General features: G+C 74.9%; 20 protein-coding genes and 1 other RNA gene. 10 read left to right on the forward strand and 11 right to left on the reverse strand.

Annotation, left to right across the window (positions count from 1 at the left end):
* Positions 1–357 precede the first annotated feature (357 nt).
* The 4 genes from ACFVWU_RS35930 to lanL form a co-directional block, all read right to left on the reverse strand.
* Positions 358–2013, reverse strand: coding sequence for an ATP-binding cassette domain-containing protein (locus ACFVWU_RS35930; protein ID WP_387628730.1), 1656 nt, complete (start codon positions 2011–2013; stop codon positions 358–360).
* 152 nt (positions 2014–2165) lie between these two features.
* On the reverse strand, positions 2166–2309 hold the full coding sequence (locus tag ACFVWU_RS35935) for a VenA family class IV lanthipeptide (RefSeq protein ID WP_157882160.1): 144 nt from the start codon (positions 2307–2309) through the stop codon (positions 2166–2168).
* Positions 2310–2518: 209 nt separating this feature from the next.
* Entirely contained in the window at positions 2519–4546 is a 2028-nt protein-coding gene (locus ACFVWU_RS35940; RefSeq protein ID WP_387628731.1) for an alpha/beta hydrolase family protein, read from the reverse strand.
* The gene (gene lanL / locus ACFVWU_RS35945) at positions 4543–7503 is read right to left on the reverse strand and encodes a class IV lanthionine synthetase LanL (RefSeq protein ID WP_387628733.1); all 2961 of its coding nucleotides are present in this window, start codon (positions 7501–7503) and stop codon (positions 4543–4545) included. The genes ACFVWU_RS35940 and lanL overlap by 4 nt, the downstream gene beginning before the upstream one ends.
* A gap of 511 nt (positions 7504–8014) precedes the next feature.
* Here lanL and ACFVWU_RS35950 point away from each other — a divergent pair.
* The 3 genes from ACFVWU_RS35950 to ACFVWU_RS35960 are packed head-to-tail and all read left to right on the forward strand — an operon-like array spanning position 8015 to position 10756.
* On the forward strand, positions 8015–8851 hold the full coding sequence (locus tag ACFVWU_RS35950; protein ID WP_387628736.1) for a Nif3-like dinuclear metal center hexameric protein: 837 nt from the start codon (positions 8015–8017) through the stop codon (positions 8849–8851).
* Between the two features lie 23 nt (positions 8852–8874).
* Entirely contained in the window at positions 8875–9618 is a 744-nt protein-coding gene (locus ACFVWU_RS35955) for a zinc ribbon domain-containing protein (RefSeq protein WP_387628738.1), read from the forward strand.
* 4 nt (positions 9619–9622) lie between these two features.
* Positions 9623–10756, forward strand: a complete 1134-nt coding sequence (locus ACFVWU_RS35960; RefSeq protein WP_387628740.1) for a bifunctional RNase H/acid phosphatase — start codon at positions 9623–9625, stop codon at positions 10754–10756.
* 50 nt (positions 10757–10806) lie between these two features.
* Here ACFVWU_RS35960 and yaaA read toward each other — a convergent pair whose 3' ends face one another.
* Positions 10807–11592 (reverse strand): peroxide stress protein YaaA, encoded by a 786-nt coding sequence (gene yaaA / locus ACFVWU_RS35965; RefSeq protein WP_387628742.1) that lies wholly within the window; start codon positions 11590–11592, stop codon positions 10807–10809.
* 298 nt (positions 11593–11890) lie between these two features.
* Between yaaA and ACFVWU_RS35970 the strand changes: the two genes are divergently transcribed.
* The 3 genes from ACFVWU_RS35970 (at position 11891) to rnpB (ending at position 15418) form a co-directional block, all read left to right on the forward strand.
* Positions 11891–13414, forward strand: coding sequence for an RNB domain-containing ribonuclease (locus ACFVWU_RS35970; RefSeq protein WP_387628745.1), 1524 nt, complete (start codon positions 11891–11893; stop codon positions 13412–13414).
* Between the two features lie 98 nt (positions 13415–13512).
* Positions 13513–15006, forward strand: coding sequence for an MFS transporter (locus tag ACFVWU_RS35975; protein WP_387628748.1), 1494 nt, complete (start codon positions 13513–13515; stop codon positions 15004–15006).
* Between the two features lie 13 nt (positions 15007–15019).
* An RNA gene (gene rnpB, locus ACFVWU_RS35980) (RNase P RNA component class A) lies at positions 15020–15418 on the forward strand.
* Between the two features lie 87 nt (positions 15419–15505).
* Here the strand turns inward: rnpB and ACFVWU_RS35985 are convergent.
* On the reverse strand, positions 15506–15763 hold the full coding sequence (locus ACFVWU_RS35985) for a Prokaryotic metallothionein (RefSeq protein ID WP_387628750.1): 258 nt from the start codon (positions 15761–15763) through the stop codon (positions 15506–15508).
* Positions 15764–15856: 93 nt separating this feature from the next.
* On the reverse strand, positions 15857–16255 hold the full coding sequence (locus tag ACFVWU_RS35990) for an ACT domain-containing protein (protein ID WP_387628751.1): 399 nt from the start codon (positions 16253–16255) through the stop codon (positions 15857–15859).
* A gap of 164 nt (positions 16256–16419) precedes the next feature.
* On the opposite strand from ACFVWU_RS35990, the gene ACFVWU_RS35995 reads away from it, so the two are divergent.
* On the forward strand, positions 16420–17070 hold the full coding sequence (locus tag ACFVWU_RS35995; RefSeq protein WP_387628753.1) for a PadR family transcriptional regulator: 651 nt from the start codon (positions 16420–16422) through the stop codon (positions 17068–17070).
* 57 nt (positions 17071–17127) lie between these two features.
* Here the strand turns inward: ACFVWU_RS35995 and ACFVWU_RS36000 are convergent, their stop codons facing one another.
* Positions 17128–17325, reverse strand: a complete 198-nt coding sequence (locus tag ACFVWU_RS36000) for a hypothetical protein (RefSeq protein ID WP_387628756.1) — start codon at positions 17323–17325, stop codon at positions 17128–17130.
* A gap of 46 nt (positions 17326–17371) precedes the next feature.
* Positions 17372–17602, reverse strand: a complete 231-nt coding sequence (locus ACFVWU_RS36005) for a hypothetical protein (RefSeq protein WP_387628758.1) — start codon at positions 17600–17602, stop codon at positions 17372–17374.
* 436 nt (positions 17603–18038) lie between these two features.
* Here ACFVWU_RS36005 and ACFVWU_RS36010 point away from each other — a divergent pair, with 436 nt between their 5' ends.
* Positions 18039–18737, forward strand: a complete 699-nt coding sequence (locus ACFVWU_RS36010; protein WP_387628760.1) for a bifunctional DNA primase/polymerase — start codon at positions 18039–18041, stop codon at positions 18735–18737.
* A 12-nt stretch (positions 18738–18749) separates the two neighbouring features.
* On the opposite strand, the gene map is transcribed toward ACFVWU_RS36010, so the two are convergent.
* On the reverse strand, positions 18750–19595 hold the full coding sequence (gene map, locus ACFVWU_RS36015) for a type I methionyl aminopeptidase (protein ID WP_387628763.1): 846 nt from the start codon (positions 19593–19595) through the stop codon (positions 18750–18752).
* Positions 19596–19701: 106 nt separating this feature from the next.
* Between map and ACFVWU_RS36020 the strand changes: the two genes are divergently transcribed.
* Positions 19702–19932, forward strand: coding sequence for a hypothetical protein (locus ACFVWU_RS36020; RefSeq protein WP_387628765.1), 231 nt, complete (start codon positions 19702–19704; stop codon positions 19930–19932).
* Positions 19933–19936: 4 nt separating this feature from the next.
* Positions 19937–20110 carry a type II toxin-antitoxin system prevent-host-death family antitoxin gene (locus tag ACFVWU_RS36025; RefSeq protein ID WP_387628766.1) on the forward strand — a complete coding sequence of 58 codons (174 nt, stop codon included), beginning with the start codon at positions 19937–19939 and terminating at the stop codon, positions 20108–20110.
* Between the two features lie 15 nt (positions 20111–20125).
* Here ACFVWU_RS36025 and ACFVWU_RS36030 read toward each other — a convergent pair whose 3' ends face one another.
* Positions 20126–21454, reverse strand: a complete 1329-nt coding sequence (locus ACFVWU_RS36030) for an MFS transporter (protein ID WP_387628768.1) — start codon at positions 21452–21454, stop codon at positions 20126–20128.
* Positions 21455–21461: the final 7 nt, after the last annotated feature.

Here is a 21461-nt window from a genome sequence, read left to right on the forward strand (position 1 = left end):
CCCCAGCCTGTGCATCATGGCGCGCCGCCCGCGGTCGAAGTGCGCCGCCCGCACTTGGCCCGCGGGCGCGCGCGGCTGGGGAGCGCGCGGAGGCAGGGCTCTGTGGAGTGCGGAGTCGGCCGTGTCGACCTTCCGCGTGGGAGCTCACTCGGTCTGCTGTGGTGGGTTGCATGGGCGGTCGGTTCTGCCGGCTTTCCGTGTGGTCGGGTTGTTCGGGTCGCACGAGAGGTCGATCTGGCCGACTTCCCGTGCAGGTGGGTGTGCGTGCGGTCCGGGGCGCCTCTCCGCTCGGGCCGGATCGCGTGGGAAGTCGGTGGAGCCGACTTCCTGTGCGGCCTCGGCAGCGGCGGCCCCGGGTCAGGCCGTGGCGGCGCTCAGGGCCGTGTCGGACAGGGCCGCGCGGTAGTCGGGGTGGGGGAGGAGGGTGGTGTGGGGGGCCAGGGCGCGGAGGTGGCCGGCGTCGAGCCAGGCGACGAGGTCGGCGCGGGCGGCGACGGTGGCGCGGTGGGCGATGACGAGGCGGGTGCGGCCGTGGGTGGCGCGGTCGAGGGCCTGGGTGACCTGGTATTCGGTGGCGAGGTCCAGGCCGGAGGTGGCGTCGTCGAGGATGACGACCCGGGTGGGGCGGGCCAGGAGGCGGGCGAGGCCGAGGCGTTGCAGTTCGCCACCGGAGAGGTGGAGGTCGTCCAGCGGGGTGTCCCACCCCTGGGGAAGTCGTTGCAGGAAGCCCTCCGCCCGGGCGGACGCCGCCTCGGCCGGGCCGGCCCCGCCCAGCGCGTCGCGGACGGTACGGCCGACCAGTGACGGACGGGCGAAGGCGTAGCCGACCGCCTGCCGCAGCTCGGCCGCCGACAGGGCGCCCACCGGGACGCCGTCGATCAGTACGGTGCCCTCGTCCGGGTCGCGCAGCCGTCCGGGCAGGGCGGCCAGCAGCGACTTGCCGGAGCCGGAGCGTCCTACCAGGGCGACCGTACGGCCACCGGGGACGGTGAGGTCGAGCGGCCCGAGCAGCACCCGGTCGCCGTCGCGCACCACCACGCCCCGGAGCGAGACCTCCCCGGGCCCGCCCGCCGGGAGCGCCGCCGTACCGATCGGCGCGGGCGCGAGGGCCAGCAGGTCGTCCACCCGGGCCTGTCCGGCGCGCGCGTGCGCGACCCCGACGAGCGCCTCGACCTGCTCGAACAGTCCCGCGCCCAGCGCCGCCCAGCCCGCCGCCGCGGCGAGCGCGCCCGGGGCGAGGGCGCCGTCCGCGAGCAGAGCGCCGGCGGTGGTGAGCACCGCGACCTCGACCAGGGCGATCAGCGCGGTCGCCTGCCAGGCGGTGCGCCGCTGCGCCGCCCAGAGCGCGTGTCCGGCCGCGGAGAGTTCCGGCAGTGGCGCCAACACCCGTGCGGACTCGCGCTGTTCGGCACGTGCGGCGTGAATGCTGCGCAGTCCGGCGAGGGCGCCGCCGAGCCGGGCGGCGATCTCGGCCTGGACTTCCTGGTAGCGGGCGAAGACCGGCCGGGCCTGGCGTAGGAAGAGCCGGATCAGCAGCACACCGGGCACCACGCCCGAGAAGAAGGCCAGTGCCAGCCACGGCGACAGCACCGCGAGCCCGAGGATCGCGCCCACCGAGGTGAGCAGCGCCGTGGCGGCGCCGAGGGCGGCGGGCAGCCGGCCGCCCGCGTCGCCCGCCGAGCCCAGCAGCCGGGCGGCGAGGTCGCCGGGAGGCGGTCCGCCGTGCAGTCGGCCGCCCGGCCCGAGGGCGAGCAGGTGGCGGACCAGGCGTCCGCGCAGGGCGGCGGTGGCCTCGGCCGAGCAGGCCGGTCCGGCGGCAGCGGCGGTGGCGTCGGCGGCGGCCGCCGCGCCCAGGGTGCCGGCGAGCAGCGCGAAGGCACCGGGCTCGGACCGGTGGCCGAGGACGGCGTCGACGGCCCCGGCGAGCACGGCCGGCAGCGCGAGGGTGGTGGCGGCCCCGACCGGCAGGGCGATGCCCAGGGCGAGGGTCCATCCGGTGGGGAGGCGGGGCAAGTCATGGCTCCCGTCGGTGAATCGGGAAGGCGATCGGGAAGTCAACGGAAGGGGAAGTCGGCCGGAGTGGACCGAGGGAGACGGGTGCCGTCCCCGCCTGTCCGGACAGGCGGGGACGGCACCCACGGGCTACCGCCTGGTCAGCCGATGGCTCAGCTGTTGGTGAAGATCAGGCAGGTCAGGATGAGACAGGTGTACTGGCAGCCGCTGCCGTGGCCGGTCAGCTCGACGGACTCGGTCTCCGGCAGGTCCTGCAGCGCCGCGAGATCGGTCTCGAAGTCCACCATGTTCTCCATGATCGGGTCCTCCCCTTGGGTTCACGCCCGCCGCGATCTGCCTGCGGGCGTCGGGTGTCGCCCCCCGGGCGGCCTCCATCCGCCGCACCGGGGGTGGTGCCCCGGACCGCTGTGGGTCCGGGAGTCTGTGGGAAGCCGGGGTCGGCCCGGCGTCGGGATCATCCCCGCGTCGGGATCATCCCCGCGTCGGGATCATCCCCGCGTCGGGATCAGCCCGGCCGGCCGGTCCGCAGGAAGGCGGCCAGCAGCTCGTGCAGCACGGCGGCGCCCTCCTCGGCGAGCACCTCGTGCCCGGATCCGGCCGCCTCGACGTACCGGAAGTCCGCCCCCTCGACCCGGCCGATCCGCAGCAACTCGTGCCGCAGAGAGCGGGATTGGCTGACCGGTACGACCTCGTCCCGGTTGCCGTGCACCACCAGCAGCGGCGCGCTCAGCCGGTGCGCCAGCTGGAGGACGTCGCGCGGGCCGCGGGCGTCGGCGATCGGCTCGCCGCCGCCCAGCCGGGTGGTCAACGCCCGTACGGGGGGCGCCGCTTCGGCCAGCAGCCGGGCGCCGGACAGGAACGGCGCGACCACCGCGCAGCGGGCGACCTGCTCGGCCGGCGCGTGCGCGGCCGCCAGCAGCGCCAGGAACGCGCCGTAACTGACGCCGAACAGCGCGGGCGGTTCCAGGCCGAGCGCCGCGCGCTGGCCGGCGATGCCGTCCAGCAGGTACAGCACGTCGTCCAGGTCGGGTCCGCCCCAGGCGCCCCGGATGGCCAACGCGTGCGGCACCCCGTAGCCGGTGGAGCCGCGTTGGTTGGGCGCGACCACCGCCAGGCCTTCGGCAGCCATCCGTTGCAGCGCCGGGTCGAACTCCAGCCGCCAGGCGTCCGCCGGGCCGCCGTGCAGCGCCAGCACCAGGTGCGGGCTGCTCAGCCAGGCGTCCCCGCCGTACACCACGGCCTCCAACGGTCCTGCCGGGCCCGCCAGTTCGAGGCTCTGCGCGGGCTGCCAGCGGCCGCCGTCGCCGGGCGGCGTGCTGCCGTCGAGGCGCCAGCCGGCGGGCGGGGTGCGGGCGGCGCGCAGCCCGCCGGGCTGCCAGGGCAGTACGGTGTCCCGCCACGGGCCGGGCAACCCCGAACCGAGCGGCGCGAGTTGGAGTGGCAGCGGCACGGGGCTGGAACCGGCCGGGACCGGGCCGTGCGCCAGCAGTGCGTCCACGTCCAGGGTGGCCAGTGCCGCCGGGTGGTCGGGCGAGGAGTAAGGGAGTCGCAGTCCCGCCTCGCTCCAGTGTCCGACCGCGCCGAGCCGCCCGGGCGGCACCGGCAGCGGGTCCAGCCGACCGACGCCGGGCCGCCACAGGGCGAGCGCCGACCCGGCGCCGTGGTCGATCTGTACGGCTACCCGGGGGCCGTCCGCCGCCTGCCGCAGTGCGACCGGCCGCAGGAACATGCCCGCGACGTGCAGGCATTCCGGGAAACGCAGCGGTTCGCCGCCGCCCAGGACGCCCCAGCCGAGCCGGTCGGTGCCGGGCGCGTCGCTGCGCACCATCGCGAAGCGGGTGTCCGGGTCGAACAGCACCAGCCGGTCGTTGCTGCGCTCGCCGACCTCCAGCAGCGGGGTGGTGGTTCCGCTGCGCAGGTCCAGTACGACGGTGCGGACCAGTCCGCCGGCCACCCGGTCCAGCGCGAGCAGCACGCCCGCGTGGTCCAGCCAGGCGCCGCCGCCGTGCAGGCCGGGGATTTCGGCGAGCTGCTCGGGCTCGCTGCCGTCCGCCCGGACCAGCCAGACGGTGGTCGCCGGACGGGTGTCCGTGCCGAGCGCGAGCGCCACCGGGGTGCGCGGGCCGGCGTGGGGTGGCACCGGGAGCGGCAGCAGGCGCAGCCCGGGCATTCGGAACGCGGCCAACTGCTGTTCCACGGTGGTGTTTTCGCCAGGCGAGCCGGGTGAGCCGGACGGGCCGGACGGGCCGTGCGAGAGGCGGACCAGGTCGTGCCGCTCGCCGTCGTGCCGGCAGATCAGCGCCGAGCCGTCGGGCAGTGCGACCAGCTGCGAGCGCAGGTTCTCCGAGCGGTTGCCGGACAGTGGCAGCGCGGTCGGTCCGGCCGGTTCGCCGTTCGACGGAAGTCGCCAACTCTCCACGTACCAGCCGCTGTCGGCGGCCGCGGCGAGGCAGGCCGCGTGGCTGCCGTCGGCGGCGAAGGTGAAGCTGAGGCGCCGCAGGGCCTGGGTGGTGGTGCGGGTGGCCACGTTCATGCCTCGCTCACCCCGCCGGTGTCGGAGGGGAGTCGGCGTTCCGCGGGCGGGACCGGGTCGAGCCAGAGTCGGGGGCCGCCGTGGCGCAGCCGGAGCAGGAAGGCCAGCGGGCCCGCGGTGCCGGTGCCGTAGGCGGTGGCGCAGCCGGTACCGGTCTCGTCGGGGAGCGTCAGCAGGCCGTCGCGCAGGGCGGCTCGGGAGGCGATCAGCTGCGCCAACTCCTCGGCGCCGGTGCGGAATTCGGGATCGCCGGTGGCCTCGGCGAGGTCCAGCAGGTACTCGCCGTCGCCGGCCAGCCCGTGGCAGGCGCTCACCCCGCTGTGCCAGCGGCCGGCCAGCACGGCCCGCCCGGCGGCGCGGGCGAGGTCGAGGGTGGCGGGCTCGCGGGTGGCCCGCCAGAGCCGGAGCAGGAAGCTGCCCGCGCCGGAGGAGCCGCTGCACCAGTGGGAGAGCCGGATGTGTTCGGGGTCGGCCGCGCTCTGCGGCCACCAGGCGGTCCGCCGGTCGGAGCCCCACCGTACGGTCGCGGCGAGCGTCCGCCCGGCGTCGACGGCGGCGGCCAGCGCGTCGGCGGCGAGCGGGCCGGAGGTGAGAGCCCCGGAGGTGAGATCCCCGGAGGTGAGAGGGCCGTCGCGCAGGTCATCGACGGTGAGAGCTTCGGCGACGGCGAGGAGGAAGGCGCCCACGCCCGCCACCCCGTGCGCGAACCCGAGATGGGTGATCCCCGCGAGCGCCGAGTCGAAGTCCGTCGGCACCGGCCAGACCGTCCCGTACGGCTCCTGCCGCGCGGCGGCGAGCAGGGTTCGGGCGCAGCCGGCGGCCCGGGAAAGGAAGTCCTCGCCGAAGCCGCCGAATTCGCCGCCGAAGTCCTCGCCGAAGTTCTCGGCGGCGAAGCGCAGTTGGGCGAAGCCCGCGCCTGCCGCGCCGTGGCACACGTCGGGGTTGGGCCACTCGACGGCGACCCGCCGGGCGAGCGTGGCGGCCCGCTCGGCCAACCCGGCGTCGCCGAGTGCGCGGGCGGCGTCCAGCAGCGCCCACGCCGTGCCCGACCGCCCGAAGTGCAACCCGGGCAGCACCACCGGTTCGGCCGCGACGCGCCGCTCGATCCAGCTCGCGGCGGTACGGGCCGTGCGCGCGGCCTGCGCCCGGACGTCCTCCGGCAGCCCGTCAGCCGTCACGGCCCGCGCCAGGACGGCGAGCACGCCGGCCGCGCCGTGCTGGACGTTGCACGGGTCCGTCCGCTCCCCGGCGGGGACGACGGGCCAGAGCCGGTCGGCCCGTTCGGGCGTCGCGGTGGCAGCGAGGTGTCGCAGGCCGTCGCACAGCAGCCGGTCGAGCGGCAGCCGGTCGAGTGGCGGGCCGCCGCCGCGCAGCACGGCGGCGCCCGCGCCCTGCCGGGCGGCGGCCGCGTGCCACAGCGGACTGACGGCGACCGAAGCGGCGCCGCCCAGCTCCGCCCGAGCCCTCGCCACTCCCCACCGCTGCCCCGGTTCCTCCGCCCGCAGCCCCAGCACCACCGGCGCCAGCCGCCGCGCCGTCGCACCCGTGCGGGCCGCGAGGGCGAGCCAGCGCCCGAGGCGCTCGGCGACCGGACGGGCCTGCGGCGGAACCTCCGGCAGGTCCTCCGGCAGCAGCGGGTCGTGCCCGGTCGCGAGCAGGAAGAACAGCCCGCCGAGCGCGTACAGGTCGACGGCCGGGTCGGCGATGCAGGAGCCGGCCAGGGCCAGTCGCCCCTGCTCCGGGGCCCGGTAGCCGGGGGTGCCGGCCGAGCCGGCCCGCTGGCCGGTCTCGGCGGCGAGTTCGAGGTCGACCAGCCGCAGGCCGCCGTCCGGGCGGACCATCACATTGCCGGGGGAGAGGTCGCGCAGCACCAGCCCCTGGGCGTGCACCCGCTCGACCAGGTCGAGCAGCCCGCGCACCACCAGCTCGGCCTCGGCCCAGTCCACGTCCGGGCTGCCGTCGCGGCGCAGCCGGGCGGCGACCCAGGCGCCCAACGGCTGTCCGGCGATTCGTTCCTGCACCAGGAAGACGGAGTCGTCCTGCTCGATCAGTTCGACGGCGCGCGGCGCCAGCTCCTGCCCGTCCAGTCGGGCGAGCAACGCGGCCTCGTGCCGCAGCGCGTCGCGGGCGTCCGTCCCGGCGCGGTCGACCTCGATGTGCGCGCGGGCCTGCTTGACCACGACCTCCGCGCCGCCGGCCGCCTCCCGTCCGAGGAACACGCCCCCCTTCGCGCCGTGCCGTACGGCGGCGGTCACCGCGTACCGCCCGGCCAACAGCACCCCGCCCTTGCGCCGCCCGACGGTGGGAGAGGAGAACGGGTCCCGCACCCACCCCGGCGCCCGGTACGACCCCCCGCGCACGTCCTCGGCCCGCTCCCCGCCGGGCCCGCGCAGCACGGACCGGTACTCCCCGTCGTTGCCCAGCTCCGCCCGCGACGCGAACGCGCCGTACCGGTAGTGCACCCGGCTGCCCGGCCGGTACGGCCGGTCCGACAGCACCACCGGCCCCGGCAGCCCGGCCGTGGCCCGGTCCAGCTCGGCCGCCAGCCGCTGGAACTGCGCATCGTCCGTCGGGTAGACGGTGATGAACTTGCCCGCCGAACCCCGGTCACTGTTACGGGAGTTGAGCTCGCGCAGGCGCTCCTCCCCGGCGGCGAACTTGAAGTCGCACGGGTCGGCGGCGAGCACCCGCACCACCGCCGCGAGCACCTCCCCGCCCACCACCGACGCCGCGCTGACGTGGAGCTTCCAGCCCTGCTCCGGCAAGGGCGACGACGCGGACGGCCTGGCCGTGCACCAGAAGCCGCCGACGGTGACGTCCCAGTCGCCGTCGCCTCCCCGGCCTCCGGCGCCGGCCAGCGCCGCCCGCGTCGTCTCCGGCCACGAGCCGGCCGCACCCGGCCCGCGCCCCGCCGACCCCCGGCCCCCGGCCGTACGCAGCGATGTGCCCGCCGCCATTCGCCACCACATCCCTTCGTCTCGACCGCCGTGTCCGGGGGCCACTGCTCGGCACCCGGACACGGCAGCACGGCCTGATCGGTTTCCTCGGAAGGAGCGGGAGCGCCGCTCCGGCGCGGGAGTCCTCACCCGGACCTCCGACCCACCGGTCGGGGTTCCTGCCGGGGCAACTCCCGTTCGCAGGACTGAAGTTAGTTTCGAGAAATCCGACGGCTCAACGCAGAGCCGGTCACTTCACTCGTAAGGGTGATCCAGGGGCGGTTTCGAATTCGTACGAGAACCCTGCTGTGAGTAACGGGCGCGGGGCGCGCGGGAGCGCGCGGCCGGCGCGGGGCGCATCCGACGCCTCCGTCGCAGGTTGACGCGCATCCGTACGCCCACGGCACCCGCGTCCGAACACCCCGGGCGGTTACGCCCGAACACCTCGGGCGGCTACACCCGGACACCCCGGGACGCCGCCCCCCGAACGGCCGAGGCCCGACCGCCCCCGCGCGCACGGTAGTCTCGACAGGTGCCGAAACTGTCCGACGTCATCACCGCGCTCGAAGAGGTCTACCCTCCGCAGTGGGCGGAGTCCTGGGACGCCGTCGGCCTGGTCTGCGGAGACCCTCAGGCCGAGGTCAGCCGCGTGCTGTTCGCCGTCGACCCCGTCCAGGCGGTCGTCGACGAGGCCGTGGAGTGGGGCGCCGACCTCGTCGTCACCCACCACCCCCTCTACCTGCGCGGCACCACCAGCGTCGCCGCCACCACGTTCAAGGGCCGGGTGGTGCACACGCTGATCACCAACGGCATCGCGCTGCACGTCGCCCACACCAACGCCGACCACGCCGACCCCGGCGTCTCGGACGCGCTCGCCGAGGCGGTCGGCCTGCGGGTCACCGGCCCGCTGGTGCCGGACCCGACCGACCCGCTGGGCCGCCGCGGCACCGGCCGGATCGGCCTGCTGGAGCCCCCGCTGACCCTGTCCGCCTTCGCCGCGCGGGTCGCCGCGGGCCTGCCCGCCACCGCCGCCGGGGTCCGTGTCTCCGGCGACCCGAACCGGCTGGTCAGCCGGGTCGCGGTGTGCGGCGGCTCGGGCGACAGCCTCTTCGCCGACGTACGGGCGGCCGGCGTGGACGCCTACGTGACCGCCGACCTGCGCCACCACCCGGCGTCCGAGGCCGCCGAGGCCGCGCCCGTCGCGCTGATCGACGCCGCCCACTGGGCCACCGAGTGGCCCTGGCTCGCGCTGGCCGAGCGCGCCCTGCGGGGCGCCGCCGACGAGCGCGGCTGGGCCGTGGAGACCAAGGTCTCCCACCGGGTCACCGACCCGTGGACCGCGCACGCCCCCATGTCCTTCACCGCCTGACCCGATTCACAGGAGCTCTCCGCTTGAACGCCGCGCCCGCCGACCAGATCCGCCTGCTCGACCTCCAGGCCATCGACTCGAAGCTCGACCAGCTGGCCCACCGGCGCCGGAGCCTGCCGGAGCACGCCGAGATCGAGAAGGCCACCGCCGACCACACCGCCCTCAAGGACCTCGTCGTCGCCGCCGAGGCCCAGAAGGGCGACACCGCCCGCGAGCTGACCAAGGCCGAGCAGGACGTCGAGCAGGTCCGTTCCCGCGCCGCCCGCAACCAGCAGCGCCTGGACTCCGGCGCGATCACCTCGCCGAAGGACCTGGAGAACCTCCAGCACGAGATCGGCTCGCTGGCCAAGCGCCAGGGCGACCTGGAGGAGGTCGTGCTGGAGATCATGGAGCGCCAGGAGACCGCCAAGGCCCGGGTCGAGGAGCTGAGCGCCCGCCTGGAGCACTCCACCGTCGTCCTCACCGAGGCCGAGGGCCGCCGCGACGCCGCCTTCGCCGAGATCGACGGCGAGGCCGAGAAGGTCAAGCGCGACCGCGAGACCGTGGCCGCCGTCATCCCCGCCGACCTGCTGAAGGTCTACACCAAGCTGCGCGAGACCCAGGGCGGCGTCGGCGCGGCCCGCCTCTACCAGCGCCGCTGCGAGGGCTGCCGCACCGAGTTCTCGATCACCGAGCTGAACGCCATCAAGGCCGAGCCGGCCGACAAGGTCGTCCGCTGCGAGAACTGCTCACGGATCCTGGTCCGCACCGCCGACTCGGGCGTCTGAGCCGGTGACGGCGCGCTTCATCGTCGAGGCCGACGGCGGGTCCCGGGGCAACCCGGGGCCGGCCGGCTACGGCGCGGTGGTCCGGGACGGCGACACCGGGCAGATCGTCGCGGAAGCCGCCGAGTTCATCGGCCACGCCACCAACAACGTGGCCGAGTACCGGGGCCTGATCGCCGGCCTCGAGGCGGCCCGCGAGCTCGACCCGGACGCCTCGGTGGACGTCCGGATGGACTCCAAGCTGGTCGTCGAGCAGATGTCCGGGCGCTGGAAGATCAAGCACCCCGACATGCGGCCGCTGGCCGCGGAGGCGCGCACGCTCTTCCCGGGCGGCCGGGTCACCTACACCTGGATCCCGCGCGAGCGGAACAAGGACGCCGACCGGCTGGCCAACGAGGCCATGGACGCCGGCCAGGCGGGCCGCCGGTGGGAGCCGAAGGCCAAGGCCGTGGTCGTCGACGAGCCGCCGCTGGAGACCCCCGCCCCGAAGGCCGGCTGGGCCGCCCCCGCCGACCTCGGCACCCCCACCACCTTCGTCCTGCTGCGCCACGGCGAGACCCCGCTCACCCCGGAGAAGCGCTTCTCCGGCAGCGGCGGCACCGACCCGGAGCTCTCCGACAAGGGCCGCTGGCAGGCCGAGCGGGCCGCCGAGGCGCTGGCCGCGCGCGGCAGCATCCAGGCGGTCGTCGCCTCCCCGATGCGCCGCACCCGGCAGACCGCCGAGACCGTCGCCGCCCGGCTCGGCCTGGAGGTCCGGATCGAGGACGGGCTGCGCGAGGTCGACTTCGGCGACTGGGAGGGTCTGACCTTCGCCGAGGTCCAGGAGCGGTACCCGGACGACCTGTCGGCGTGGCTCGGCTCCGCCAAGGCCAAGCCGACCGGCAGCGGCGAGAGCTTCACCACGCTCACCCACCGGGCCGGCGTCGCCCGGGACAAGATCCTCGCCCGGTACGCGGGGAAGACCGTGCTGGTGGTCTCGCACGTCAGCCCGATCAAGACCCTGGTCCGGCTGGCGCTCGGCGCCCCGCCGGACTCGATGTACCGGATGGAGCTGTCCGCCGCCTCGATCTGCGCCGTCCAGTACTACGCCGACGGCAACGCCTCGCTGCGGCTGCTCAACGACACCTCGCACCTGCGCTGACGTCGGCGGTCGGGCGGGTCCCCGGGCCCGCCCGACCCGCTCGGCGCAGCTCAGTGCACGTCCGTGACCACCACGTCCAGCTGCCACGGCTTGCGCGCCGTGCCCTCCGCCGCCAGCTCGACCCGGTGGCCCAGCCCCAGCAGCGCGTCCATCAGCTCGCCCGGCGTCTTCGGCTCGGCCCCGGTGACCAGCAGGTCCCGGACCAGCCGGCCCTTGGTCGCCTTGTTGAAGTGGCTGACCACCGTGCGCTTGCCGCCCCGCTCCTGCAGCACCCGGACGGTCGCGGTCCGGGCGGCCACCTCGCCCGCCGGCTTCCAGGCCGCCGCGTACGCGGAGCTGCGCAGGTCCAGCACCAGCCCGTCCGCCACCTCCGGCAGCACCGCGGCCATCGCGCCCCGCCAGTACGCGCCGAGCGCCCCCAGGCCGGGGAGTTTCACCCCCATCGAGCAGCGGTAGGACGGGATCCGGTCCGAGATCCGCACCGCGCCCCACAGCCCGGAGAACACCAGCAGCGAACGCTCGGCCCGGCCGTACGCGGCGGCGTCCAGGGTGGCCAGGCCCAGGTTGTCGAACAGCACTCCGGTGTACACCTCGGCCGCCGGACGGGCCCCCGCCGTCGGCAGGCCCGCATTCTTGGCGATCTCGCCGCGCAGGCCGGGAGTGAGGCCCAGCACCTCGGCGGCGGTGTCCTCGTCACCCCGGCAGAGGCCGACCAGCGCGTCCAGCACCGCACCGCGCGCCGCCGTCAGCCCCGGCAGCGACAGCCGGTCGAGCGCGACCGGCTCGCCGTCCCCGGACCCGGCCTTGCCCTCCGAGGGCGGCAACAGCACCAGCACAGCGGACTCCTCAACAGTTTGTGGCGGACGAACCCCGCCACCCTACTGCGGCCGCTCCGGCTCCCGACGCCGCCCAAGGGCCGAGCAGAACCGCACGGTCGACCGTCGGACCCGCTCCGACCTCCCACGCACCCGCCCGCACCCGGACGACGCCGTGGCCTTCATGCTGCGGCTGGCCACCGGCGGCTACGACGACGCGGTCGCTCTGGCCGCCAAGGAGCTGAAGTCCCTGCTCGGGCGCTGAGGGCTCGCTGAGCCTCCGTCCGGAATCCCCTGGTCCCGCTCTACCCTGGCGTCCATGCCTCGCCGAAAACTGCGCGTCAAGGCCGCCGACTCCGCCCGGATCAACACCGAGCTGACCGAGCTCCGCACCCACCTGGAGATCCACACCGAGTGGCCGGAGGCGGTGCTCGCCGAGGCGGAGGAGGCGGCCGAGCGGCCCTGGCTGCCGGAGTACGACGCCACCGAGCTGCCGCTGTTCACCGTCGACCCGCCGGGCTCCCGGGACCTCGACCAGGCGATGCACCTCAGCCACCGGCCGGGCGGCGGCTACCGGGTGCACTACGCGATCGCCGACGTCGCCGCCTTCGTCCGCCCCGGCGGGGCGATCGACGCGGAGGCCCGGCGCCGGGTCGAGACGCTGTACTTCCCGGACCACCGCGTCCCGCTGCACCCCGCCCGGATCTCCGAGGACGCCGCCAGCCTGCTGCCCGGCGAGCCGCGTCCCGCCCTGCTCTGGCAGCTGGACCTGGACGCCGACGGCGCCGTCGTCCTGGCGGACGTCCGCCGCGCCGTGGTCCGCTCGCACCGCCGCCTGGACTACGCCGCCGTCCAGCGCGCCGTGGACCTCGGCGGCGCCGACGAGCAGCTCGCCCTGCTCGCCACCGTCGGCCGGCTGCGCGAGGAGCAGGAGCGCGCCCGGGGCGGGATCAGCCTGTCGGTGCCCGAGCAGGAGGTCGAGGAGACCCTGCACGGCTACGTCCTCGGCTACCGCGCGCCGAGCCCCGCCGACGGCTGGAACGCGCAGATCTCGCTGCTCACCGGCATGGCCGCCGCCGAACTGATGCTGGACGCCGGCGTCGGCCTGCTGCGCACCCTGCCGGCCGCGCCCACCGCCGCGTACGAGCGGTTGCGCCGGATCGCCGCCGCGCTGGACGTGGACTGGCCGCAGGCGCTCCCGTACCCGGAGCTGATCCGCTCGCTGGACCCGGAAGCGCCGCTGAACGCCGCCTTCCTCAACGCCTGCACCGGGCTGCTGCGCGGCGCCGGCTACCACGCCTTCGACGAGTCCCGCGGGCTGCCCGCCCCCGCCGAGCCGGGCCACGCCGCGCTGGCCGCCCCGTACGCGCACTGCACCGCGCCGCTGCGCCGGCTCGGCGACCGCTTCGCGCAGGAGGTGTGCGCGGCGGTGGCGGCGGGGGAGGACGTGCCGGACTGGGCGCGCGAGGCGCTGCCGGCCGTCCCGGCGCTGATGGCGAGCGGGGACCGCCGGGCGGCCGAGGTGGAACGGGCCTGCGTGGACCTGGTGGAGGCGGAGCTGCTGGTCGGCCGGGAGGGCGAGGACTTCTCCGCGGTGGTCATCGAGGTCGACGGGAAGCGCCCCGGCTCCGGCACCGTCCAGCTGCGCGAGCCCGCCGTCCGGGCCCGCTGTGACCGCGCCGGCCCAGCCGACGGCGCAGGCGGACCGGGCGGAGCCGACCACGCCGAGGGCACCGCGGACGGCACCGCCGACGGGCGGCCGCTCCCGCTCGGCCGGGTGATCGACGTCCGCCTGACCACGGCCGACCCGGCCACCCGGACGGTCCGCTTCGCCGCCGTCTGAGCGACCCCCGCACGGCCGCGGTCCGTGCACCGCGGAGCCGCCACCCGGACGGTCCGATTCGTGGCCCCGCGCCCGCCCGGGGGTGGGAGGATCGGTCCGTGTCCTATGCCGCCTCACTCGCCGCCCCCGCCTCCGGGCGACGCCGCCGTCTGCTCGTCCTCGCGATCTGCTGCATGAGCCTGTTCATCGTCGGCCTGGACAACACCGTGGTGAACATCGCCCTGCCGGCGATCCAGAAGGACCTGGACGCCCCGGCCTCCGGGCTGCAGTGGATCATCGACGCCTACACCCTGGTGCTGGCCTCGCTGCTGATGCTGTTCGGTTCGGTGGCCGACCGCTTCGGCCGCCGCCGGGTGTTCCAGATCGGGCTGACCTGCTTCGCGCTCGGCTCGCTGCTGTGCAGCCTGGCGCCCGACCTGGAGTGGCTGGTGGTGTTCCGGGCGGTGCAGGCGGTGGGCGGCTCGATGCTCAACCCGGTGGCGATGTCGATCATCACCAACACCTTCACCGACCCGAAGGAGCGGGCCCGGGCGATCGGCGTCTGGGGCGGCGTGGTCGGCATCTCGATGGCGCTCGGGCCGCTGCTCGGCGGCTTCCTGGTGAACGGCGCGGGCTGGCCCTCGATCTTCCTGATCAACGTCCCGGTGGCGCTCGCCGCCATACTGCTGACCGCCCGTTACGTCCCCGAGTCGCGCGCGCCGAGGCCGCGCCGGCTGGACCCGGTGGGACAGTCGCTGATGATCGTCCTGCTGGGCTGTGGCACCGCCGCGATCATCGAGGGCCCGGGCAACGGCTGGACCTCCCCGCTGATCGTCGCCCTGGCCGCCACGGCGGTGGCCGCGCTGGTCGCCTTCCCGCTCTGGGAGCGGCGGGTGGCCGACCCGCTGGTGGACCCGCGGTTCTTCGCCAGCGCCCCGTTCACCGGCGCGACCGTCACCGCGGTCTGCGCGTTCGCCGGGCTCGGCGGCTTCCTCTTCCTCAACACCCTCTACCTGCAGGACGTCCGGCACTACGACCCGGTCGAGGCGGGCCTGTGGACGCTGCCGATGGCCGGGATGATGCTGGTCTGCGCGCCGCTGTCCGGACGGATCGTCAGCAGTCGGGGTCCGCGCGTGCCGCTGGCCGTGGCCGGGCTCTGCCTCGCCGCGAGCGGCCTGCTGCTCACCCGGCTGTCCGCCGACTCGCCGTCGGCGCTGCTGCTGGTCGCGTACGCGCTGTTCGGCTTCGGCTTCGGCATGGTGAACCCGCCGATCACCAACGCGGCGGTCTCCGGCATGCCGCGCGCCCAGGCGGGTGTGGCCGCGGCGGTCGCCTCGACCAGCCGGCAGGTCGGCCAGTCGCTGGGTGTGGCGGTGATCGGCACGGTCGTCACCTCGGCCGTGGTCGGCCCGGTGGCCACCGGCTTCGCCCCGGCCAGCCACGCCGGCTGGTGGATCCTGGTCGGCCTGGGTGCCGTGATCCTCGCCCTCGGGCTGCTCACCACCACCGCCTGGGCCACCGGCACCGCCGCCCGGGTGGCCGCCCGCCTCGGCGCCGAGCCGCCCGTGGCCCGGTCCGGTGTACGGGAGGCCCCGCCCGAGCGGCTACGATGACCACTACGGCGGAAGAGCCGGCCGGGCGGTCGCGACGGGTCCCTGACCCGCCGAGGAACGTCCGGGCTCCACAGAGCAGGGTGGTGGGTAACGCCCACCCGGGGTGACCCGCGGGACAGTGCCACAGAAAACAGACCGCCCACCGCTACGGCGCGTGGGTAAGGGTGAAACGGTGGTGTAAGAGACCACCAGCGACCGGGGTGACCCGGCCGGCTAGGTAAACCCCACCTGGAGCAAGGTCAAGATCGGTGCCCTCGGGCACCGTGCGCGGACGACTGAGGGCTGCTCGCCCGAGTTCGCGGGTAGACCGCACGAGGCTGTCGGCAACGGCAGTCCTAGATGGATGGCCGCCTCCCCGGGCCGCGCAAGCAACCCGGGAGACAGAACCCGGCGTACATGGCCGACTCTTCCGTCGTCTGGACATCCGAAGGCCCTCCGACCCGCACGGGTCGGAGGGCCTTCGTGTGTTGAGGGGCGTTGCGGGACGCCGAGGGGCCGGTCAGGCCGGGTGGGCGCCGACGGCGTCGCGGATCTGTTCGCCCAGGCCGCCGTTGACGCGGGCGCAGTTGGCGCAGCAGAAGAACATGCCGGCCACCTCGACGCCGTGGCCGACGATGCGGACGGCGCAGTGTTCGCAGCGGGGGGCGAGCTTCTCCATCGCGCACTCGAAGCTGTCGAAGGTGTAGGTGTCGCCGGTGACCGTCTTGATCTCGAAGGCGAGCCAGTAGTCGTTGCCGCAGGTGACGCAGATGGCCATGGCGGCCGTCTCCTTCCGGTGGGGGCCGGCCCTGGCGGGGCGGCTGTTTCCAGTGTCGAAGGGTCGGTCGGCGGCGGCCACCCGGCGGGACCGTCAGGCGGAGCGGGCGGAGAGCTCCTCCAGGGCGCGGACGGCGCGGTCGGCGTCGTCGGCGGCGACGAACAGGTGGTCGTGGTGGAAGCCGGCCACGACGTTGCAGCTGATGCCCTCCTCGGCGAGCCGTCCGGCCACGGCGGCGGTCAGTCCGACGGCTTCCAGCGCCGAGTGGATCTGCAGGGTGATCCAGGCCGCGACGTACTCGTAGCGCAGCCCGAGCGCGTCGGCCTCCTCCTGGGCGACGACCATCGTCACCCCTTCCGGTTCGGCGACGGTCACCACCGGCCGCATCCCGGCGGGCATCTTCGCGGGGAGGGTGCAGTAGACGTACCGCCCCGGGTTGAGCTGCGGTCGCATCCCGCGCAGCAGGGTCGCAAGGTCTCGTTCACCGGCCATGCCCGTCACCGTAGCCGCCGACGGGCCCGCGCGCCCTGTGGGGCGGCCGTGTCGTCAGCCGGGGCGGCCGTGTCGTTATCCGTTGACGAGCGACAGTTGCCGATATATCGTCGAACTATCGAGACAGTAACTCGACTGTTTCGGTGAACAAGGAGGTGGGCGCCATGCGCTCAGGAATGCGATTTCGTGGAGAGGGCCCGCGCGGCGGCCGAAGGCGCCGCGGTCCGGGCCCGGAGTTCCGGGGGATGCCCGGGGAGGGCTTCGAGGGGCGGGAGGCCTTCGGCGGATTCGGCCCGCAGCGCGGCGGCCCGTTCGGGCACGGCTTCGGCGGCCACGGCGCCCGGCGAGGCGGCCCGCACGGGCGGCGCGGCGGCCGGGCCCGGCGCGGGGACGTCCGCGCGTCGCTGCTGGCCCTGCTCAAGGAACGGCCGATGCACGGCTACGAGATGATCGCCGAGATCACCGAGCGGACCGGCGGGGCCTGGCGGCCCAGCCCGGGCTCGATCTACCCGAACCTCCAGCTGCTGGAGGAGGAGGGCCTGATCACCGCTGAGGAGATCGGCGGCAAGCGGCTGGTCTCGCTCACCGAGGCGGGTCGGGCCGAGGCCGAGGCCGGGCCGACGGAGCCGTGGGCGGAGGCCGGCCGGGAGGTCGACTGGGAGGCGGTCCAGGAGGTGGGCCAGGCGCTCGCCGCGGTCGAGCTGGCCGTCAACCAGGTCATGCGGACGGGCACCGAGGCGCAGCGCGCCAAGGGCCTGGCGGTGCTGACCGAGGCCCGCAAGAAGCTGTACCTGATCCTCGCCGAGGATGACTGACCGGCGCGGGGGGACGGGCGTGACGGGCGGTGCCGCTGCTCTCCGGCCCCTGGAGGCTCAGGGCCGGACCACGAACAGGGCCACACAGGCGAGCAGCAGCACCGCCCAGCCGAACCAGAGCCGGCCGTCGGGGCCGATCGTCACGCTGTAGAGGGACACCGCCAGCAGCAGCACCCCGGTGATCCCGGCGACCTGCCGGTTGTGGTGGGCGACCGCCTGCGAGCGGTTCCGGTGGTGCCGTACCGTCCTGGCCATGCCGACGCTCCTGGGGAGGTGATGGGGGAGCGGAGCGGGCGGCCCGTCAGTCGGAGGCCTTGGCGGTGGCCGCCTCGTCGTACTCGTAGCGCCAGAACCAGCTCAGGCCCCGAACCTGCTTGCTCCGGACGTACACCAGTGTGCGCGCGGGAGTCTCGCCGTGCGCGGGGACCGGGACCTTGTACTTCTTCGGCACGCCCAGCATCGGCCCCAGCGGGATCGGGAGGATCTTCCCGTCCAGGGGGCCGCCGACGAATTCGGTGTCCGCGCTCTTCACCCCTCCAGGGTCTCACCTCCACGTGGTGGCCACGCCCAGAGCATGGCCCGGGCACCCCGAGACGGAGGTCCGGTGAGGGCCGGGTGCCCGGACTGTGACCGGAGAGGCACCGCCCCCGGTCATTCGGAGGCCCCGCGCACCCCTATCCTTTCCTGTACGCCCTCGGGGTTCACCCGGGTCAGCGGGCCCGTACGGGCCGGGCGAGGCGCGGGTCGGCGTGCCCTCCGGCCGGAACCGGCGCGGACAGCGTGCTGCCGCGACTCCGTACCGTGACCCGGGCGTCGGCCGTCCGGTGACCCCGGGCCGCGGCCGGCAGGGCGCGGACAGCAGGGCCGAGCACCTACCTGGGAAGCAGCGGGGGGCGCTGTGCGTTGCGTCGGAGTGGTACGTCGAACGCTGTGTCACACCAGGCACAGCAGTGCGCGGAAGGGGCCCGATGGAAGCCGGCGGCAGGTGGACGACCTGGTGGCAGAGGCGTGATCGACAGCGGGCCCGCCCGGGGGGCGAGGACCCGTCCGCCGGACTGGATCAGCTGCTCGACGCGGTGCGCGCCGGATTCCCGCTCGCACCCGCCGCCCACCCGGCCGGCTACCGATGTTCCTGTGACCGGGTGGCCTGCCCGGCCCCGGCCCAGCACCCGGTCTCCTTCGCCTGGCAGACCCAGGCGACCACCGATGCCGAGCAACTGTCCCGCTGGCTCTCCCGCGACCCGCAGGCCAACTTCATCACCGCCACCGGCCGGGTCCACGACGTGCTGGACGTCCCGGCCGAGGCCGGCCGGCTGGCGCTGGAGCGGTTGACCGCGCTGGGCGTCGAGGGGCCGGTCGCGGCCGTCGGCGAGGACCGCTACCTGTTCTTCACGGCCACCCGGGGCACCCCGCAGGACGAGGACGAGTGGTGGCCGAGCGCGCTCGACTCCACCCCCGACACCATGTCCGAGCACCCCGGCCTGCGCTGGCACTGCCGCGGCTCGTACACCCTGCTCCCGCCGGCCGCGCTGCCGGACGGTTCCCAGGTGCGGTGGCTGCGCGGGCCCGAGCAGCCGCTGCCGGACCCGCTGCGCGTCCTGGACGTGCTCACCGACGCCTGCACCGAGGTGGGCGCGGTGGCCGAGGAGCAGTGGCTCATCGGCTAGGAAGAAACCGGGTCACGGCAGGGTGAGGATCTCCGCGCCGTCCGCCGTGACCACCAGGGTGTGCTCGAACTGGGCGGTGCGCTTGCGGTCCTTGGTGACGACCGTCCAGCCGTCCGCCCAGATCTCGTAGTCGTACGTGCCCAGGGTCAGCATCGGCTCGATGGTGAAGGTCATGCCCGGCTTGATCACCTCGGTGGCCCGCTCGCTGTCGTAGTGCGGGATGATCAGGCCGGAGTGGAACGACGTGTTGATGCCGTGTCCGGTGAAGTCCCGCACCACGCCGTAGTCGAAGCGCTTGGCGTAGGACTCGATCACCCGTCCGATGACGTTGATCTGACGGCCCGGCTTGACCGTCTTGATCGCCCGGTTGAGGGACTCCCGGGTGCGCTCGACCAGCAGCCGGGACTCCTCGTCCACGTCGCCGACCAGGTAGGTGGCGTTGAGGTCGCCGTGCACCCCGTGGATGTACGCGGTGGCGTCGATGTTGACGATGTCGCCGTCCTGCAGCACGGTCGAGTCCGGGATGCCGTGGCAGATCACCTCGTTGATCGAGGTGCAGATCGACTTCGGGAAGCCTCGGTAGCCGAGGTCGGACGGGTAGGCGCCGTGGTCGCACATGTACTCGTGGGCCACGACGTCCAGCGCGTCGGTGGTGACGCCGGGGGCGATCAGCTTGGCCGCCTCCTCCATCGCCCGGGCCGCGATCCCGCCCGCGATCCGCATCTTCTCGATCGTCTCGGCGGTCTGCACCTCGGGCCCGGTGTACGGCGTCGGGGCGGGCCGCCCGACGTACTCGGGACGCGTGATGTGCGCCGGGACCTTGCGGATGGGGGACTGGATGCCGGGTACGAGAGCCATGGCGGCGAGTCTAGCCGCCGGGCCCCGCCGTTCCCGGGCGGTGTGCACGGCCGCCCGGGCCGGGGAATGATCGGTACCGACCCATCCGTCTGAACGGGAGAGCGTCATGCCCCTGGGATTCCACCGCAAGCCGACCGGCCAGCCCGGCGAGTGGTTCTACTGCATCAAGCACGGCAAGGTCGAGGAGGGCCCCGAGTGCCCGGCCAAGGACCGCCTCGGGCCGTACGCCACCCCCGATGAGGCCGCCCACGCGCTGCAGACCGCGGACGAGCGCAACCGGGAGTGGCAGAACGATCCGCGCTGGAGCGACAAGCCGAAGGACGAGGGGGGCGAGTAGCGTCGTGATCAGGCGCCGCGACGAGGACGTCGCCGTCGTGCCGATCGAGGTCCTGCGGGAGCACCAGGACGGGGAGGAGCACGACATCAACCGGATCATCGACGAGCGCATGGCCAATCCCTCGCCGGGCGTTCCCATCGAGGACGTCATGAGGGAGACGCTGGCCCGCGGTGAGTGAGGCCGCCCGGTCCGGTCACGCCGCCGCGGCCGCCTCGCGGTCGGCGCGTTCGTGTTCGGCCCGGATCGCGGCGGTGTGCGGGTCGGTGCGGTCGTCGTACGCGAGCAGCCTCGGCAGCGCGGCGGCGACCGCGAGCACGGCGACCACGCAGGCCAGGCCGCCGGTCCAGACCGCGGCGCGCACCCCGATCAGCCCGGCCATGGTGCCGGCCCGGACCTGGCCGAGCTGGGGGCCGACGGAGTAGCTGAGCAGCTCGACACCGGCCATCCGGCCGCGGACCGCGTCCGGGATGGACTGGTTCCACATCGTCGAGCGGGCGATCCCGCTGACCTGGTCGGCGCCGCCGGCCAGCGCCAGTCCGAGCAGCACCACCCAGACGTTCCCGGACAGCCCGGCCAGCGCCATGGCCGCTCCCCAGCCGACCGCGGCGGCCACCAGCAGCCGTCCGTGCCGGTGGACCCGGGACGTCCAGCCGCTGGTCGCGCCGACCAGCAGGCCGCCGACGGCGGAGGCCGCGTACATCGGGCCGAGCGCCCAGTTCGCGTTCAACTCCGAGGCCAGGAAGGGGAAGACGGCCACCGGGAAGGCGAACAGCATGGCGCAGGTGTCGATCGCGTAGGTGCCCAGCAGGTCCTTGCGGCTCCACGCGTACCGCACCCCGGTGAGCACCGCCCGTACGGACGGGCGCTCGGCGCCGGTGGGCGGCGGCACGGCCTTGATCCGCACCAGCAGAAGCAGCGAGACGGCGAAGGTGAGCACGTCCAGCGCGTACGCGGTCTGCACCCCGGAGAAGGCCACCACGATGCCGGCCAGCGCCGGCCCGGCCACCGAAGCGACGTTGTGGTAAAGGGACTTGAGGGCGAACGCGGCGGTCAGGTGCTGGTGCGCGACGATCCGCGGCAACAGCGAGTCCAGTGCCGGGCGCTGCAGGCCGTCGCAGGCCGCGACCAGCGCGGCGACCAGGTAGATCGGCCAGAGCACCGGGTGCGGCAGCAGGGCGTTGAGCAGCAGCAGTCCGGCGAGCAGGCCGAGCGCGGCCTCCGAGCGCAGCACCAGCTTGCGCCGGTCCAGGGCGTCGGCGAGCGCGCCGCCCCAGAGGCCGAAGACGATCAGCGGGACGAGTTCGACGGCGCCGATCAGGCCGACCGCGAGGGAGGAGTCGGTGAGCTCCTTGATCTGCATCGGCACGGCGACGTACGTCAGGAAGCTGCCGAAGCTGGTCACGCAGCCGGAGGTCCACAGGTAGCGGAAGTCGCGCGAGGCGCGCCACGGGGACAGGTCGGGCGTCAGCGTGCGCAGCAGCGCGCGCGGCCGACCGGTATGTGATGGTTCGTCGTCGTCCACGAACCAC

It is taken from the genome of Kitasatospora sp. NPDC058190, from assembly GCF_042883685.1.
Taxonomy (GTDB): Bacteria; Actinomycetota; Actinomycetes; order Streptomycetales; family Streptomycetaceae; genus Kitasatospora.

What these genes read in the sequence shown, in the direction of transcription:
- ACFVWU_RS35935 (WP_157882160.1), bottom strand. Translation starts at nt 2,309, where the DNA reads ATGGAGAACATGGTGGACTTCGAGACCGATCTCGCGGCGCTGCAGGAC.
- ACFVWU_RS35940 (WP_387628731.1), bottom strand. Translation starts at nt 4,546, where the DNA reads ATGAACGTGGCCACCCGCACCACCACCCAGGCCCTGCGGCGCCTCAGC.
- lanL (WP_387628733.1), bottom strand. Translation starts at nt 7,503, where the DNA reads ATGGCGGCGGGCACATCGCTGCGTACGGCCGGGGGCCGGGGGTCGGCG.
- ACFVWU_RS35970 (WP_387628745.1), top strand. Translation starts at nt 11,891, where the DNA reads ATGCCTCGCCGAAAACTGCGCGTCAAGGCCGCCGACTCCGCCCGGATC.
- ACFVWU_RS35985 (WP_387628750.1), bottom strand. Translation starts at nt 15,763, where the DNA reads ATGGCCATCTGCGTCACCTGCGGCAACGACTACTGGCTCGCCTTCGAG.
- ACFVWU_RS35990 (WP_387628751.1), bottom strand. Translation starts at nt 16,255, where the DNA reads ATGGCCGGTGAACGAGACCTTGCGACCCTGCTGCGCGGGATGCGACCG.
- ACFVWU_RS35995 (WP_387628753.1), top strand. Translation starts at nt 16,420, where the DNA reads ATGCGCTCAGGAATGCGATTTCGTGGAGAGGGCCCGCGCGGCGGCCGA.
- ACFVWU_RS36000 (WP_387628756.1), bottom strand. Translation starts at nt 17,325, where the DNA reads ATGGCCAGGACGGTACGGCACCACCGGAACCGCTCGCAGGCGGTCGCC.
- ACFVWU_RS36010 (WP_387628760.1), top strand. Translation starts at nt 18,039, where the DNA reads ATGGAAGCCGGCGGCAGGTGGACGACCTGGTGGCAGAGGCGTGATCGA.
- map (WP_387628763.1), bottom strand. Translation starts at nt 19,595, where the DNA reads ATGGCTCTCGTACCCGGCATCCAGTCCCCCATCCGCAAGGTCCCGGCG.
- ACFVWU_RS36020 (WP_387628765.1), top strand. Translation starts at nt 19,702, where the DNA reads ATGCCCCTGGGATTCCACCGCAAGCCGACCGGCCAGCCCGGCGAGTGG.